The organism is Pseudomonas petroselini (assembly GCF_045037875.1).
Taxonomy (GTDB): Bacteria; Pseudomonadota; Gammaproteobacteria; order Pseudomonadales; family Pseudomonadaceae; genus Aquipseudomonas; species Aquipseudomonas petroselini.
Window position 1 is genome coordinate 2,940,111 of sequence record NZ_CP173614.1, and the last position, 16,145, is coordinate 2,956,255.

A 16,145-nucleotide genomic window follows, 5' to 3' on the forward strand; every position below is an offset into this window, starting at 1 on the left:
CGATTGAAGGCCATAGTGTGACTTGTCGAGACCATGGTCGAGGGCCTGCCCATCATGCACACGCCACCTCAGGGTTGCCAGGTGGTTTTCTCGCCGCTGAGCTTACGGTCCAGGAAGGTCGCCGCGCTGATCAGCGCCAGATGGCTCAAGGCCTGGGGCGTATTGCCCAGGTGGCGCGCCTGGCTGTCGAATTCTTCGGCGTACAAACCCAAGGGGTTGGCGTAGCGCAGCAGTTGTTCGAATTCCAGGTGGGCCTTTTCCACTTGACCGGCACGGGCCAGGCATTCGACGTACCAGAATGAGCAGGCCGCAAACGCGCCTTCGGTGCCTTGCAGGCCGTCGATCTGGCTGTCGTCGTTGCGGTAGCGGTAGACCATACCGTCGCGTACCAGGCTTTTCTGGATGGCTTCCAAGGTCGAAAGCCAGCGTGGATCGGTCGCCGCGACAAAGCGCACCAACGGCATCAGCAGCATCGAACCGTCGAGCGCGGTGCTGCCGGTATGCTGCACGAAATGCCCGCGTTCTTCGTTCCAGAAATTGCTCCAGATGTCGGCGTAGATCGCTTGGCGAGTCTGGTCCCAGCGCGCGAATGGCGCCGGCAGCGAACGCTTGGACGCCAGGCGGATGGCGCGGTCCAGCGCGACCCAGCACATCAGCCGCGAGTGCAGGAAGTGATGCTGCTCGCCGCGCATTTCCCAGATGCCCACGTCCTCGGTGTTCCAGATTTCGCAGACCTGGTCGGCGACATCGACGGTGTGTTTCCAACCCTCGTGGGAGATGGCTTCCCCGTACTTGTTGACCAGGTACACCGCGTCCATCAGCTCGCCGTAGATGTCCAGCTGGATCTGGTCGAACGCCTCGTTGCCGATGCGCACCGGTTTGGCGCCGCCGTGGCCGGTAAAATGCTCGAGTTCGGCCTCCGGCAATTCCTGGCGACCGTCGATGCCGTACAGGATATTGATCTTGGTCGGCTGGCTGCAGCAGTCGCTGACCCGTCCTTTGAGCCAGCGCATATAGGCGTTGGCTTCTTCGACAAAGCCCAGGCGCATGAAAGCGTAGACGGTGAACGACGCATCGCGGATCCAGGTGTAGCGGTAGTCCCAGTTGCGTTCGCCGCCCGGCGTTTCGGGCAGGCCGAAGGTGGCGGCGGCGATGATCGCGCCGTGTTTGCGCGAGGTCAGCAGCTTGAGGGCCAGCGCCGAGCGGTTGACCATTTCGCGCCAGCGCCCACGGTAGTTCGACTGCGCTATCCAGCCGCGCCAGTATTTCAAGGTGTGGGCGAGTGCCAGGTCGGTGCAACGGCTGTCCACGCGTTCATCGTCCTGGCCGCCGAGGACGAACTCGGAGCCTTCTTCCTGGTCCAGGACAAAGCTGGCCACGGCGGCGCCGTCCTTGATCTGCAGCGGATGGCTGCCGGACAGGCGCAGGCCGGGTTGGCCGTCGGCACTGAAGACGACGGTGCCGTCGTCGATGTTGGCGTGGGTCGGTGTGCGGGCGTAGTCATGCCGTACCGCGCAGCGCAGATGAATATTGGCCTTGCCACTGACTACTCGCACCCGGCGGATCAGCAACGGCAGGTCATCGATTTCTTCGCTGATGGCCAGCAGGTCAGTGATCTCCACCACGGCTTCGTCGCTGAGCCAGCGGGTTTGCAGCACGTTGGTGTCGGGCAGGTAGATCTGTTCGCGGCGCGCGTTGGGCAGGTCCGGGGTGAGTTGGAAAATCCCGGCATCAGGGCTGTCCAGCAGCGAGCAGAAGATCGACGGGCTGTCGAATTCCGGCCAGCAGAAGAAGTCGATACTGCCTTTGTCGTTTACCAATGCGGCACTGCGCATATCGCCAATGATGCCGTGGGCATCAATGGCGCTCTGTGGTTCGTTCTTCAAATCAACCATTGCCACGGAACTCCGGATAAAGGCTCATACCGCCGTCAATAAAGAGTGTGCTGCCTACGACATAGTCGGAGGCATCGCTGGCCAGCCACACCACGGCGTTGGCCACATCTTCCACATCGCCTACGCGACCGTAGGGAATCAGCTTGAGCAGCTCTTTTTCTGCCGCGCCTTCGGTGGCGGCACGGTTGATTGCCGTCCGGATCGCCCCCGGCGCAATGCCGTTGATGCGGATGCGCTGTTCGCTGACTTCCTGGGCGAGGGTGCGCATTAGCATCTCCACGCCCCCCTTGGACGCCGCGTAATTCACGTGCCCGGCCCACGGGATCAATTGGTGCACCGAACTCATGTGGATGATTTTGCCGGCAGCCCGCGACACGCCTTCGCGCACGCCCTGGCGATTGAAGATGCGCACCGCGGCGCGGGCACACAGGAACTGGCCCGTCAGGTTGACGCCGATCACCGCATTCCAGTCGTCAAGGGTCATGTCCACCAAGTTGGCGTCCTTCTGCATGCCGGAGTTGGCCACCAGAATGTCCAGATGGCCGAAGGCATCCAGGGTCTGAGCAAACAGCCGTTCGACATCTTCTTCTATTGAGACGTTGGCGCCGATGGCAATCGCCCGGCCACCCTCGGCGTTGATCTGCTTCGCCAGGGCCTCGGCCGGCGCGGCCTGGCTGTTGTAATTCAGCACCACGGCCGCTCCGGCTTGCGCCAGGGCCTTGGCCGCGCCGGCGCCGATTCCTGAACTGGCGCCTGTCACCAGGGCCACTTGTTGCTCCAAAGAGATACGCATTGCTCACCGACCTTAAATACGTGAGTTCCAGTAGCTGACTGGCCGCGCGCAGGGGAAGTTCATCCGTGTGATTTTAGCGACTACAACCATGGTGAAAAATGGAATAACAGAACTATAAAAAATAACCATAAGATACTAAAAAACCGCTCAAAAGCGTTTGACAGGCTTTTTCGCCACGTGTCTTATAGGCACACCTCAACCCGCTCCGTTGGTAGTTCGGAAGTCATCGCGGGGCCACCTATAAGAGATACCTATGTGCCTTTCGGCCGATATAGGGGAACTACCTGGTCAGGTAAAAGCAGCGGCCTTAGTTGGCGTGCCTAAGTTAATTATCTTCGATTGCGACGGCGTACTCGTCCAAAGTGAAGAAATAACCCTGTCTGTGTTGATCTCCATGCTTAATGCGCTTGCTTCGCGCGACAGGTTGCTTGATGTAACCCGCTTTATTGAACACTTCCGTGGTCGCAAGATTGCGGATTGTCTGCGCGAAGCTGAACAGATATTAAAACTCACGCTGGACACTGAGTTTGAACAGCGTTTTCGCCAGCAGGCCCTGGAAGCACTGACACTCAGTTTGAAGGCGACTGAGGGGATGGTTGAAGTATTGGAAAGCCTGAAGGTTCCCTATTGCGTCGCCTCGAGTGCGCCGCGCAATAAGATAGAACACTGTCTGCGTATTGCTGGATTGTTTTCTTATTTTGAAGGGCGAATATTCAGTTGTTATGAAGTCGGTCGCTGGAAGCCTGATCCGTTGGTATTCCTGACGGCGTGTGACACTTACAACGTCGATGTCAGTGACGCGTTGGTGATTGAAGACAGTGTTACGGGTATTCAGGCGGCGGTCGCTGCCAATATTAGTGTTATCGGTTTTGGTCCGACGTATCGGCATTCACAGTTGGTCGCAGTCGGCGCAGTGCCGATTACCGATATACGTGAATTACTGACCATTTTTAATTGATCTCATTACTCAGGGAGGAGGCGTCGTGAATACACTTGGTTACCTGGAACGACTTAAGCGCAACGATCAATGTTCGCAAGTTTGGTGGGATTCATCGCCTGCTGTGTACCTGCCTTACAAACACCACTTGCTGGAAAAGTACCCGGCGGCGGCTACCTATATAGAAAGGTTGATGCCGGATGATTTTTCCAAACCCTGGGGCTTGTGCAGTGTGACCACCAACCCCCGATTGGTGACGGCCGTTATCCTCGAAAAGCGTGAGTATTGGTCTTCACGCTTCAACCTTGCCAGCCTCTCTCCGGATGAGTTGCGCAAGCAGCTGTACAACGAAGTCATCATCGAAGGGGCCGCGAGTCTCCAGCCGCGCTGGGTGCAATCGGCACAGGCCGAAGGCTGGATTTCCGCGCAGGTCGACCCGGTGGATGTGCGCTGCGCCGAGCGCATGACGGCCAGGGGCCTGGAGCTGCAGCGCCTGGCACCGAACGTGATGGTCAAGGTGCCGGGCAGCCTGGAAGGCATGGCAACAGTCGAACAACTGGTGGCCCAAGGCGCGTCGGTCAATATCACCTTCTGCTTCACGGTCGCCCAGTTCCAGGCCGGCATCCAGGCCATCGAGCGCGGCCTGGCGACGGCGCGCAGCAACGGTGTCGACACCGCCCACTGCAACCACGTCATCACCTTCATGATCGGGCGTTTCGCCTGCCAGCCTGAATTCACGCTGCAAGCGGCCGAACGCGGCCTGGCATTGAGCGCCGAGGAACTGCGCTGGGCCGAGTTGATGATTTACGAGCAGATCCAGGCGCTGGTGGCGGCCTCGACCGTGCCGGTCAAAACCCTGCTGTCGAGCATAAAGGTCGACGTGGACGAGCGGGGCAACAAGCACTGCTGGCACCTGGAAAAGACCGGGCAGACCGCGACGTGCTACACGCTGACCCCCGACATCGTGGAGTTTCTGGTCGAGCGTGAAAGCCACGGTAAACCGGTAGTGCCCGCCGTGGGACCACAAAAGCCGCCTGCGTCGACGTTCGCGAAGCTGATTCGCATCCCGTACTTCTATGAAGCCTACTTTGTCGACAGCATCGAGCCGTACGACTTTGGCAACCACGAGGCCTTCCTCAACGCCTGCAATGAGGCCAACAGCGCACACCGGCGTCTGGCCGACTACTGCGTTCGGCTCTGCCCGGTGACAAAGCCCTTCAAGCGCGCCCTCAACGCGTTGCTGGCGGCCGAATTCGGGGTGATCGCATGAACCGGATGATCGGGTTGTGGGCACATCCACGTTCGCGCTCCACCGTACTGGAGCGGGTGTTTATCGAGCGGGGGGATTTCGAGGTTTTCCACGAGCCCTTTGCGCATATGGCGTTTTCAGCGGATTCGGCGATTCCTTCGGATGAATGGGACCACAGTTTGCCCACGACTTACCAGGGTATAAAAGAGCATCTACTCAAGGCCCGCGAACGCACTAACGTGTTTCATAAAGATATGTGTTACCACTGCCTGGACGATTTAAAAGTAGACAGTGGCTTTCTCGCGCAACAGGCCAATATCTTTCTTATTCGCGAACCCGCCAGCAGCATTATTTCCCATCATCGGGTGCACCCTGATATGCCGTTGCAGGCCATTGGGCATAAAGCGTTGTACGACATCTTTTGCGTGGTCACCAAACTGACAGGCAACGTGCCTTATGTGATTAATGCGGATGACCTGGCCGCCGATCCGGAACGGGTGATTCGCAAACTGTGTGATTACTTGGGTATTGAGTTTCTGCCACACGCGATGACGTGGAAGCGCGAATGCCCACAACAATGGAAAACCTGGCGCAGTTGGCATGTGGCTGCAGAAAACAGTGAGCGTATTGTGTCGCCGGAAAAAACATCGGTCGACTTGCGGGCATTCGAGCAGTTTCCGAAATTAAAGGAAATGTACGAATACCATCAAACTTTTTACGCGCGCATGAATGAGTTTTGTCAATAAGGATTGTTGTATGAAAAAGTTGATTGTGACCGGGGCAGCCAACGGAATTGGTCGGGCAACTGTAGAGATGGCGATTCAACAGGGCTACTTCGTTATCGGTGCCGACAAGGACGCCGAAGGTCTGAACGTGCTGCAAGGTCTTTACGGTGCCGATGTCTTCGAGGCGCATGTTGCGGACTTTTCCGACATGAATGTTATCAAGGGTTTTATTCCTACGCTGTATGAGCGCCATGCGACTATTTATGGGTTGGTCAATAACGCTGGCATTTACCACGGTAAAAGTGTCTACGCCTATTCCGACGAGCAGATAGACGAGATTCTCACCGTCAACCTCAAGGCCTTGGTGTACCTCTCCAAGGATTTCGCCGAGCGGGAAATGCAGCACGAAGCCCCGCGCAGCATCGTCAATATCGCCTCGGTGGCCGGTGAAGTGGGCAGCTGCGACGCTCTCTACGGCGCCACCAAGGCGGCGGTGATCGGCCTGACCAAGGCCAACGCCTGGAACTTTGCCCCGTTCGTGAGGGTGAACGTGGTGTCGCCGGCGCTGATTCATGAAACCGCCATCTACGGCACCATCCCCGAATACCGACGCGCCGAATACGCCCGCCAGGAGGTCCTCAAGGAGCCGATCCTGCCGAGTGGGGTGGCTGAGGTTATCTTGCTGCTTGTCGGTGATGCCATGCGGCACATCACCGGCCGGGTGATTCCGGTCGACAACGGAGCCTACCCACGATGAGCCATCCAGTGCGCAAGAAAAAACTGCTGCTGGTGGGCGCCGGCAACCTGTGCCTGCAGATCCTCAAGATTCTGGCGCCGAAGAACGCCTTCGAATTTGTAGTGCTGGGCCGCACTGAAGAAGCAACGATTCGGTTATGCAACTTAGTGGCGTTGTCGTGCGCACAGCTGGGGCAGTTCATCGCGATAAAGCCGGTGATTGCCGACCTGACCGACATCGGCAAGGTCGCGCGGCTGCTGCGTGAAGAAGCCCCGGACATGCTGGTGAACTGTGCGTCGCTGCAGTCCTGGCGGGTCATCACCGGGTTGCCCAAGCTCTCCTTTGAAAAGCTCGACCAGGCCCAGTTCGGCCCCTGGCTGCCGATGCACCTGACGTTGATGCATTGCCTGATGCAAGCAGTAAAAGCGTCCGGCATCACCACCAAAACCGTGAACGCAGCGTTCCCGGATGCGGTCAACCCGATCCTGGCGCGCATCGGTCTGGCGCCGGACATCGGCGTGGGCAATGTGGCCAACCTGATTCCCGCCGTGCGTTTTTCCATTGCGCGGTTGCTCGAATGTGCGCCCGCCGATGTGCAGGTGCAGCTGTATGCCCAGCATTACTTCAGCCATTACGTGCCACGCGGAGGCCTGCCTCCACGCGCCAGCTACCGCCTGTTGTATGAGGTGCGCGACCGGCCGGAGGTGGCTCGCCTGCCGGCCGAGGCGATTTTTTCTACGGTGAAATCCGAGTACCGCCGCCTGGGTGGGGTGGACGGGCAGTTCCTCACCGCGTGCTCCGCCGTCACCGTCATCGAAGGGCTGTTTTCGTCCACGCCGGTGTTGGTGCATGCGCCAGGCCCTCTCGGGCTTCCGGGCGGCTATCCGGTGCAGTTGCAGGACGGGCGGATCGAGGTGCAGTTCTCCGAGGCTTGCCCAATGGACGAGGCGGTACGCATCAACACGATCTGCCAGAGCCAGGATGGCATCGACGAAATCCATTGCGATGGTTCCGTCACGTACAACCCGCAGTGCATGGCCGTCATGCAATCGATGCTGGGCTATTCCAAGCACACCATGTCGATCGAGCAGTCCGCCGAGTTCGCCTACGAGCTGGCGAGCAAGTATCTGTCCTTCAAGAATTCAACCTGGTAGGTGTGTGATGAATCAGATGTCGGGGCGTAAGCACAACGAAGTCGCCAGTTATGCCACGCAGTATTCGGCGGATTTCGTCGAGCGTTGGGATGAGTTGATTGATTGGGAGAAGCGCAAGGAAGGGGAGGACGGGTTCTTTGAAAAGCTGCTGCGACGCCACGGCGTGCAGTCGGTGATCGATGTGTCGACGGGCAGTGGCTTTCATGCGGTGCAGCTCAAGCAGGCGGGCTTCGATGTCGTCGCCACGGATGGCAGCAGTACCATGTTGACCAAGGCACGAGCGAACTTTCGCAAACACGGTTTGGACATCCAGTCCCATTACCGCGACTGGCATTCACTGGATTCCCAGGAGCTTGGCCAGTTCGATGCGGTGGTGTGCCTGGGCAGTTCACTGTGCCATGTGTTCGCCGCGCACGATCGGTTGCGGGTGCTGGCGAAATTCAGGGCCTTGCTCAAGCCAGGTGGCCTGCTGATTGTGGATCAGCGCAATTTCTTCGCCATCCGTGCCGGCAAATTCAAAGCCAGCGGTCATTACTACTACTGCGGTACGAAGGCTTCGGTCAGCCTGGGGCAGGTTGATGAGCACCTGTGTGAGTTCATCTATTCGTTCGATAACGAGGAGCAGTACAGGCTGCAGGTTTACCCGCTGTTGCCGGGGGAATTGAAGGGGGAGGTGCTCAAGTCCGGGTTTACCGACCATGAGAGCTACGGTGATTTCGAACGTGACTACGACATGATGGATTGTGATTTCGTCATCCACACTGCGCGCGCCGAATAAGGAGGCTTGATGAGCACACTTGTACAGAGCAATACCCGCCCATTGGACAGCGTCGTGCTGGCGGTGGTCCTCACAGGGTTCGTGGCCAGTACCTATGGCTTTGGCGTTTACCTGTTCGCCAACCTGGTGGTGGACATGCGTCGCGACATCGGTTTCGACTACACCACGGTGGGCCTGATCACCGGCGGCGCGCAGATCGGCTTCCTGCTGTTTTCATCGGTCACCAGCGTGATCAGCCGGTATTTCGAGGGCTGGAAAATCAGCCTGGTGTCCACGGTGATGACCTCCCTGGCGCTGTTGGGCCTGAGTGTCAGTGACAGCATCTGGGTATCGGGAGCCCTGCTGATCCTGCTCGGCGGCTGTTCCGCCTCGGTGTACATCCCGTTGGCGGAAATCGTCACCAAGGGCTTCAGCCCCGGCAATCGCTCGCGGGTCATGGGGCTGATCTCCAGCGGCACTAGCTATGGCGTGTTTATCAACGGCCTGCTGGTGTCGTTCCTGACCCTGAATGGCGGCTGGCGCTCGATCTGGCTCACCGCCGGGCTGATCTCGGTGGCCCTGTGCGTGGTGGCCTGGTTTCTGTTGCGCAACCTGGCCGCCAGCCAGGACCGCGGGTTTGCCGGGGAGCGAGCCACTGCATTTGACAGCCGCCAGCCCTGGCTCAGCCGCTCGTTGTACCTGACCTGGGCCATCGCCTTCCTCAATGGCATGGCGCTGCTACCGTTTCAGACTTACCTGGCGCCGTTCCTGCGCGATGAACTGGGCGTGTCGGTCCAGGATGCCGGGTTTATCTGGACCACCATCGGCGCCGTGGGCATGGCGTCGGGCTTCTTGGTGGGCTGGATTGCCGACAAGGTGGGGGTGCGGGCGTCGCTGGCGATGTGTTTCCTGAGTGCGGGGCTGGCCGCCACCCTGGTGTTCAGTTTCAACAGCCTCCCGCTGTTCTACCTGGCCGCGTTTTTGTTTGCGCTGGCGTTCTATCCCATCTTCGGGCTGGTCCCCAGTTACATCGGGCAAATTGTGCCGGTCAGCCGACTGACCCAGGCCTTCGGTATTGCCAACGTATTGATCGGCCTGGGTGGGGTGTGCGGCAATTTCCTCGGCGGTTTTTCCAAGGACCTGACCGGGTCGTTCTCGACCGTGTATTGGGTGGTTGCGCTGCTGCTGTTCGTGCAATGCGTGATGGTGTTCATGCTGGGTAAACAACCTGTTTCGGTGACGGAGGGTGAGCGGCCATGAGTTATTTTCCAGACAGTCCAAACCAGAATCTGCATGCGTTTGCGTTCAACCACCGGCGCACCGAACACGCGCAAACGAACCATAAGCCAGCCGTGATCTGGATGACGGGTATCTCTGCGTCAGGCAAGTCGACCATTGCCGATGCGCTGGATATTGCCCTGCAGGAACAAGGGCGGCTCACCGCCATTATCGACGGCGATTCGGTGCGTGGCGGGCTGTGCCGGGACCTGGGTTTTACCGACAGCGACCGCGATGAGAATATCCGCCGGGTCGCCGAAGTGGCGCGGTTGATGCTGGAGGCGGGGTTGCTGGTGATCGTGGCGTTGATTTCACCTTCTTCGGCCAGCCGGCATTACGCGCGCTCGATCATCGGCAATGAGTTTTTTGTCGAAGTGCATGTGGATGCGCCGTTGGAAACCGCCGAAGAGCGTGACCCCAAGGGTCTGTATAAAAAAGCCCGCGCTGGCTTGATCAAGCACTTCACCGGTATTGACTCCCGCTATGACGTGCCGGTGTTTCCGGAAGTGCACTTGAATACCCAGGCGCTTTCAGTGGCGCAGTCTGTCGAGACGATTCTGGATTGGGTGGCGCGCAACGACGCTCGCACTTAGCCGTTGGTCTTTGCGCCGAGATGCCAATGTCTGCAACTCGAAAAAACAAGGTAATCTGCGCCATCGCAGGGAGAACGTGTTTTTTCAGGAGCAGGCATGACACATTTTACGGGCACTGCAAAATCGATCCGTCTGATTGGTGGGGCCCGGGTATTGGACTTTATCAATACCACCAATGGCCGGCGTCCCGGCACCGCGCTCAAGCTCATCGAAGAGCGGCTCACCAGTTTTCAGTTTTTCTTCGAATGGGCCTTGCATGCGTCATTGATCTCAGCCCGAGAGTTTGATGACTACAAGCCCATGGTGTTCGAGTCGTCGATCGCCTACCAACCGGACCTGGACGCCGTTATTGCGTTCAGGGAATGCCTGTATGAGGTGTTCTATCCGTTATCAATGAACCACGCCGCCCCCGACGAGGCCTTGCAGCAGATCAACCAGATGTTCCAGCAAGGCGTCGCCTGGCGGGTGCTGCGGTCGGTCGACGGTAAGCCTGCCTGGGCGTGGAAAGCCTGCACCACGGCGCAGGAACTGACGGCCATGGTGCTGGGACGCCTGGCTATCGAGGCCACGCAGTTGCTGGTGTCGGGTGATCTGCACGCGCTACGCAGTTGCAGTGCCACGGATTGCGATTGGGTGTTCATGGACATTTCCAAGAACAAACAGCGCAAATGGTGCCAGATGAGCGTGTGCGGCAGCCGCGAAAAACTCAGCCGTCTCAAACAGGTGAGCGCTCCCCATTAGGTTCTGATCCGCCGTTGACTCACCACATTGCCGCGCTTCCTGCTCAGGTTGGGCGGTAATGCTGTCCAACATAGGGGGTTATCTCTCAACCCTGCCGATGCTCTTCCTACTTGGGTTCTGGAAGTTTTCAGCTGTCTCAGGAACCGCTTCCCACCGTTCTGCCACACAGGATATGCCTGCCTCTGCTGGTTGCCTGGACGGCTTATTGAGCGTCAGGGTCGCTGGGACGGTGAGGTCAGGCGCCTGAACACACCGAACTGGAGAACCAAATGTCGGTATCAGCATTCAATCAGAGCGTCGCTCCCTCCACCGATAATGCCCCTCTTGCAGAGGCAAAACCCAATACTGAGCGGTCTGGTACCTCATCAAGTGCCCAGATCACGGTAGGTGTCAGTTTCACATCGCAGTCCAGCCAAAGCGGCCCGGTATTCAGCGGCCCGCCGCCGCGCCCAGTGCCGGACGGTGTGCGCCCGAACCCCGGCCCGCCGCCGCGTCCAGACCCGACGTTACCGGACCCCTATTACTCCAAACAAAGTAATGAGCAATTGGCCCAGGGGCTTCTGGATAATTATGGGGCGTTCAAGGGCCGCTGGCCTTCACGCAGTGTGACGCCCCAGAGCGTGCAGAAAATGGCCAATCGACCGTTGACCGGCAACCCCTCCCTGGACCCGAATATCCGACTGGCGAAGGAACTGTTGCGGCGTCCCGGTCTGATGCAAGCGCTCGATAGAAATGGCAGTACGGGGGCATTGGATGGCCGTTTGTCCAAGGACGACATCAGTAGCGTTGTTCGTTCCGATAACCCGTTGAAGTTGAATAACGACAAGCAACTCGTGCGAGAAATGCTGACCCATTTCAATTCGCTGAAGGGCGGCTACTTCAGCAGCACGATCAAGCTCCGCGAACTCAGCGCACGTGCGTCGCAAGCGTTGACCGGCAACCCATTCAGCGACCATCTCACCCAGCTGTCGAGGGAAGTGATGGCCCGTTCGGACCTCAGGTCGATGATGGACAACGTTGACAGTTGGCGTCGCGATGGAAAGATCTCTCAGCAGGAGTTGTACCAACTGCTTCGTTAGGCGTGGGGCGGGCCTCTGTCGCGGACTGCGCGGCAGAGGTTGGCAAACGCGTGGTACAGGAAATACAGATCCACCCGCAGGAACCGTTTTCAAAAACGCACCACAGAGTAAATATCCACCGGTCATTGACTACCGATGGGGGCCTTCATCTACCGGATTAGGTCTGGACCATGAACTCGACATCATTTGAATCCCGTCACTCCCAGTACGACGTCTCGGCCATGGCTACGCTTGCGCAACAGCCAGAGACCCCGGGAACGTCCCAGCCACAGGGGCTTAACCTCACATCCTCGCCTAAGTTCAGCTTCAAGGCGCCCACCGCCGAAGATTTTGACAAAGGCACTCGAGCGATCACTGAGGAGCCAGGATCCAATCCTTTGCTCTGCCTATTTGCCAACCTTTGGCACAAATTGTCCAGCCGCTAGTGGGCTGTTCCACGCCATGGATGGCCCGGCCAGGTGAGCGGGTTACAAACGCTCAAGATTCACTGGGGTAAGTCCGGCGTTTTGGACGGCAGTCTTCGGAACCATTGTCTTCTGAGCACCACTCAATTGGTGCTTGTGCCATGTTGATTTCGAGTCGGTTTTGCGGATCAGGTAATCAAGGCCCAGGCTACGAAAATCTAGATAGGGTAGAGGTGAATCATGGCGGAAATTGTCAATAATCTGGGCCGCACGCAAATAGCGGTATTAAATGCACCGAATAATCCCTCAGCAGGTGCGGGTAATGGTCAGTTTCGCCATGAGGTAGATACCCGAGCATTGGGTAAGCCGTTGCCAGCGTTGCAGACATTCAACACCCGTTTCGCGAACGGCGCCGATCGTCACTTTGACGGCCAGAACCTGTATGGAGGCATGTCGAAGGTTGGGAACCCCTTTGTCAGCTCAGACGACCACTTGCTGGCGACCGACCTCAAAAACAACCTGCAATTACTGGATGCCTTCAAGAAAGATGGTCGACTGACCCAGGGATCTTTGCAGGAAATAGCCAAAGAAGAACCCAGCAGCAGCAAGGTGTCGGAGCGCACTATCATGTTGGCGCGAGAGATACTCAACCGTCCCCGGCTGAACGATGCGATTGTTGCCAAAGGCGGTGAAATCACCCATGAAAGCCTTGCCAAAGCGGGCGACTCACAGATCGGCAATACCAACCCCAATACCCAGAGCGCCGATCCGTTCCATGCGAAAACCGATGCGCAGGTCGTGCAGGCATTCAGGGGGAAGTTTGATGATTGGCGGGACAAGTCGGAAGACTTCAGTGCCTTTTTTGGCTCAGAAAAACACCGGTACGTGAAAAGGGAAACGATTGCCGAGATCAGCAAGGACCCTAACGTAACGGACAACAACGGTGAAGCGGTACGGGATCCGCGCACCGGGTTTCCGTTGAAAAAATACACTGAGCAAGAGGTGTACCTGGCCAAGAATCTCACGGAGCGACCCGGGTTAATGGACTCTCTGGACAGTTACAAAGCCAATGGTTTCAGCCTGTTCGGCAGTCGTAACGACGATGGGTGGTTGAAGAACTACAGCCTTGATCGCTGGCTGCAGGAGGACAAGCAAGAGAGGGGAATTTAAAGACGCTCAAGGGGCACGAGTTGCTTGAAATACTCAAGCCGCTCGTGCTGCTTAACGTTCATACCCGCAGTATTTTTCCACTCACCGCCACCGCTGCCAGCAACCCTGCGATCAACAGGAAGGCCGTAGCGAGGCTGCTGCCATGGGCGATAAACCCGATCAAGGCCGGCCCGGCCAATATCCCCGCATAGCCCAGGGTGGTAATGGCCGGCACGGCAATGTGTTCTGGCATGACGTTCTGTTTGCCGACAGCGGTATACAGCACCGGGACGATATTCGAGCACCCGGCACCTACAAGTGCATAACCCAGCAAGGCCATTTCCCAAGCCGGGGATAAGGTGGCGAGGAATGTGCCGACCGCTGCCAGTGCACCGCCAGCCACGATCACCCGAGTAGCGCCCAGCCGGCGCACGATGGCGTCACCGGTCAACCGTCCGAGCGTCATGGTCAAGGCAAAGGCTGCGTAACCCAAGCCTGCATAGGCTTCGTCCAGGCCGCGCTCGGCACTGAGGAACACCGCGCTCCAGTCGAGCACTGCGCCTTCGGCCAGAAACACAATAAAGCACAGGCAACCGATAAACAGCACCACGCCACGCGGAACGGCAAACGCCGGGCCCGAACTTTGACTGCCGTACGGCAGCAGGTGCGGTGCCGCCTTGAGCAGTGCCGCCAGCGTGATGACGATCACCACCAGGGTAGCCTGCAGTGGCGAAAGGCCCAACCCGAGCAATCCCGAGACCCCCCCCGCGCCGATAATCCCACCCAGGCTGAACAGCCCGTGAAAACCGGACATCATCGTCTTGCCACTGGCACGTTCGACGATCACGGCTTGCAGATTGACGGTGGAATCCACCGTGCCTAAACCGGCACCAAACAGGAACAAACCCGCCATCAGCAACGGAATCGAACTGACCGTCGCCAACACCGGCAAAGCCAGGCAGATCATGATCGTCCCGGCACTCAGCACGCGTCGGCAGCCAAAGCGCGATGCCAAGGCACCCGCTGCGGGCATGGCAATGATCGAGCCGACGCCCAGGCACAACAGCAGCAGGCCCAGTGTGCCTTCACTCAGTTCGGCACGGGCTTTGGCATACGGCACCAGCGGTGCCCAGGCGGCAATGCCGAAGCCGGCAATGAAGAAGGCGATACGGGTCGACATTTGCTCCAGCCGCCCGGGAACCACGGGCGCTGAGGTGGAGATGGCAGTCATGAAAAGTCCTTGGTTTGGCGTTCAACGAACGATGTCCGGCGCGACATCCTTGCATATCAGGCGTTGGTTCGCGAGCGGGGTTCCCTTGGCGTTTTGCCGGGCGTGAATTTTATTTTTACACACTTGGAACGGCTGGGCAGTTTGCAGCCACGTAAGAAGTATCGGGTGTGTAGGAGGCGGCCTGGAAGGTGCGTAATCTCCGTGAGGGCTTTTGAACCCCTTCGTGCTCACGGTGATTACCACCTTCCAGGCCGCCTCCCATTGTCGGTAGGTTCTGTAATACGCTGTTGCCTGAATGTGCAGGCAACCAAACGGACGACCCGATGAAGCTGTTCAGGCAAACCACGCTATGACCCTGTTCTACGATGCCCGCGGCAACGTCTATGGCGTGGTCAGCCCAGCCTTGTTAAGAAACAAGGGCATTGAGGTGCCCGACAGCGCGGCGTTGGCCGCGCGTACTCGCAGTCGTTGGACGGCATCGGCCGTCGCTTCCGAATGCGGCTGGGGCGCGATACCACGCCCGGCTGATGCCAAGGCGCATCGCTGTGATGGTTTGTTGGTCGGGCCGTTCCAGGCCGAGCCGCCGTTTGACCTGTTGATCGTAAACACGGATGGCTCTTTGGCCGAGCGCAGCGGCAATGGCTTGACGATTTTTGCCCAGGCACTGACCGAACAGGCCCTGATGACTGACGCCTGTGAATTGCGCGTACACCACGACAAAACGGATGCGGTATCGCCCGTCGCCACTCGGGTGGAGCCGTCCGTTCGTGAGGACGTTGCGGGGTTCTGGCTTGAACTGGGGTTGCCCACGTTCGGACCCTCGGCGGTGGGGGCCCAAGGGGTTGATCAAGCCTTTCTGGAGGAGGCCGAACTGAGCCACATCAGTGAGCTGACGGCGATCAACCCTCAGTGGGCCACCAGTCAATTTGTACGGGTGGGCAACCCCCATTGTGTGACGTTGGTCGAGCGGGTGTCGGCATTGCCCGACAACGCACAAATGCAGCAGCCCGCCCTGTTCGAAGCCTTGAAGGCGATTGCCTTTGCACCTCCCGCAGGCGGCGGGCAACCCTGTGCGGCTGGGGTCAACCTGCAATGGGCGGCGCGAGAGTCCCGCAATCGACTCATCGCGCGGGTGTTCGAACGCAGAGAGGGGCCCACTGCGTCTTCCGGAACCAGCGCCAGTGCCGTGGCATGCGCGGCATGGCGTGCAGGCTGGGTTGAGAGCGGTGATATTGCCGTGGTCATGCCTGGTGGCATTGCGCCGGTGCGCTTGCTCACTCAGGACAAGACGTTGCTGAGCGTCAGTCTGTTCGGTGCAGCGCGGCTGCAAGGGTGAGGTTTCTTAACGGCTGACGCTGTGATTTGGCGTCGGCTGTTTCTCTGTTAGTTAGTTATCGTGACGAACTTTAATGTAGGGCATTTCT

At 58.6% G+C, this 16,145-nt stretch carries 15 protein-coding genes; 12 read left to right on the plus strand and 3 right to left on the minus strand.

Annotated features, from left to right (window positions below):
• Positions 1–68 precede the first annotated feature (68 nt).
• Positions 69–1,895, minus strand: a complete 1,827-nt coding sequence (locus ACI512_RS13815) for a glycoside hydrolase family 15 protein (RefSeq protein ID WP_405121844.1) — start codon at positions 1,893–1,895, stop codon at positions 69–71.
• Entirely contained in the window at positions 1,888–2,688 is an 801-nt protein-coding gene (locus ACI512_RS13820; protein ID WP_064055447.1) for a glucose 1-dehydrogenase, read from the minus strand. Before ACI512_RS13820 ends, ACI512_RS13815 begins: the two co-directional genes overlap by 8 nt.
• 253 nt (positions 2,689–2,941) lie before the next feature.
• Between ACI512_RS13820 and ACI512_RS13825 the strand changes: the two genes are divergently transcribed.
• From ACI512_RS13825 to ACI512_RS13875, 11 genes are all read left to right on the plus strand, one after another.
• Entirely contained in the window at positions 2,942–3,646 is a 705-nt protein-coding gene (locus tag ACI512_RS13825; protein WP_236381419.1) for an HAD family phosphatase, read from the plus strand.
• A gap of 25 nt (positions 3,647–3,671) precedes the next feature.
• A complete protein-coding gene (locus ACI512_RS13830; protein ID WP_236381420.1) occupies positions 3,672–4,895 on the plus strand; it encodes a transaldolase family protein in 1,224 nt (407 codons plus the stop codon).
• Positions 4,892–5,620: a sulfotransferase family protein gene (locus ACI512_RS13835; protein WP_012723336.1), complete on the plus strand. Its 729-nt coding sequence runs from the start codon at positions 4,892–4,894 to the stop codon at positions 5,618–5,620. Before ACI512_RS13830 ends, ACI512_RS13835 begins: the two co-directional genes overlap by 4 nt.
• Before the next feature lie 10 nt (positions 5,621–5,630).
• Positions 5,631–6,356, plus strand: a complete 726-nt coding sequence (locus ACI512_RS13840; protein WP_236381421.1) for an SDR family NAD(P)-dependent oxidoreductase — start codon at positions 5,631–5,633, stop codon at positions 6,354–6,356.
• Positions 6,353–7,489, plus strand: a complete 1,137-nt coding sequence (locus ACI512_RS13845) for a hypothetical protein (protein WP_012723338.1) — start codon at positions 6,353–6,355, stop codon at positions 7,487–7,489. The genes ACI512_RS13840 and ACI512_RS13845 overlap by 4 nt, the downstream gene beginning before the upstream one ends.
• Before the next feature lie 7 nt (positions 7,490–7,496).
• Positions 7,497–8,267, plus strand: coding sequence for a bifunctional 2-polyprenyl-6-hydroxyphenol methylase/3-demethylubiquinol 3-O-methyltransferase UbiG (locus ACI512_RS13850; protein ID WP_043205123.1), 771 nt, complete (start codon positions 7,497–7,499; stop codon positions 8,265–8,267).
• A 9-nt stretch (positions 8,268–8,276) separates the two neighbouring features.
• Positions 8,277–9,506, plus strand: coding sequence for a nitrate/nitrite transporter (locus ACI512_RS13855; protein WP_236381422.1), 1,230 nt, complete (start codon positions 8,277–8,279; stop codon positions 9,504–9,506).
• Positions 9,503–10,117 carry an adenylyl-sulfate kinase gene (gene cysC, locus ACI512_RS13860; RefSeq protein WP_012723341.1) on the plus strand — a complete coding sequence of 205 codons (615 nt, stop codon included), beginning with the start codon at positions 9,503–9,505 and terminating at the stop codon, positions 10,115–10,117. Before ACI512_RS13855 ends, cysC begins: the two co-directional genes overlap by 4 nt.
• A 96-nt stretch (positions 10,118–10,213) precedes the next feature.
• Positions 10,214–10,858: a CGNR zinc finger domain-containing protein gene (locus ACI512_RS13865; RefSeq protein ID WP_236381427.1), complete on the plus strand. Its 645-nt coding sequence runs from the start codon at positions 10,214–10,216 to the stop codon at positions 10,856–10,858.
• A gap of 269 nt (positions 10,859–11,127) precedes the next feature.
• Complete coding sequence (locus ACI512_RS13870) at positions 11,128–11,937, plus strand: hypothetical protein (protein ID WP_236381429.1); 810 nt, start codon at positions 11,128–11,130, stop codon at positions 11,935–11,937.
• 644 nt (positions 11,938–12,581) lie between these two features.
• Positions 12,582–13,511, plus strand: coding sequence for a hypothetical protein (locus ACI512_RS13875; RefSeq protein ID WP_250948322.1), 930 nt, complete (start codon positions 12,582–12,584; stop codon positions 13,509–13,511).
• 58 nt (positions 13,512–13,569) lie between these two features.
• On the opposite strand, the gene ACI512_RS13880 is transcribed toward ACI512_RS13875, so the two are convergent.
• Positions 13,570–14,721, minus strand: a complete 1,152-nt coding sequence (locus tag ACI512_RS13880; RefSeq protein WP_405121845.1) for an MFS transporter — start codon at positions 14,719–14,721, stop codon at positions 13,570–13,572.
• 349 nt (positions 14,722–15,070) lie between these two features.
• Here ACI512_RS13880 and ACI512_RS13885 point away from each other — a divergent pair, with 349 nt between their 5' ends.
• A complete protein-coding gene (locus tag ACI512_RS13885) occupies positions 15,071–16,057 on the plus strand; it encodes a diaminopimelate epimerase (RefSeq protein ID WP_236382318.1) in 987 nt (328 codons plus the stop codon).
• Positions 16,058–16,145: the final 88 nt, after the last annotated feature.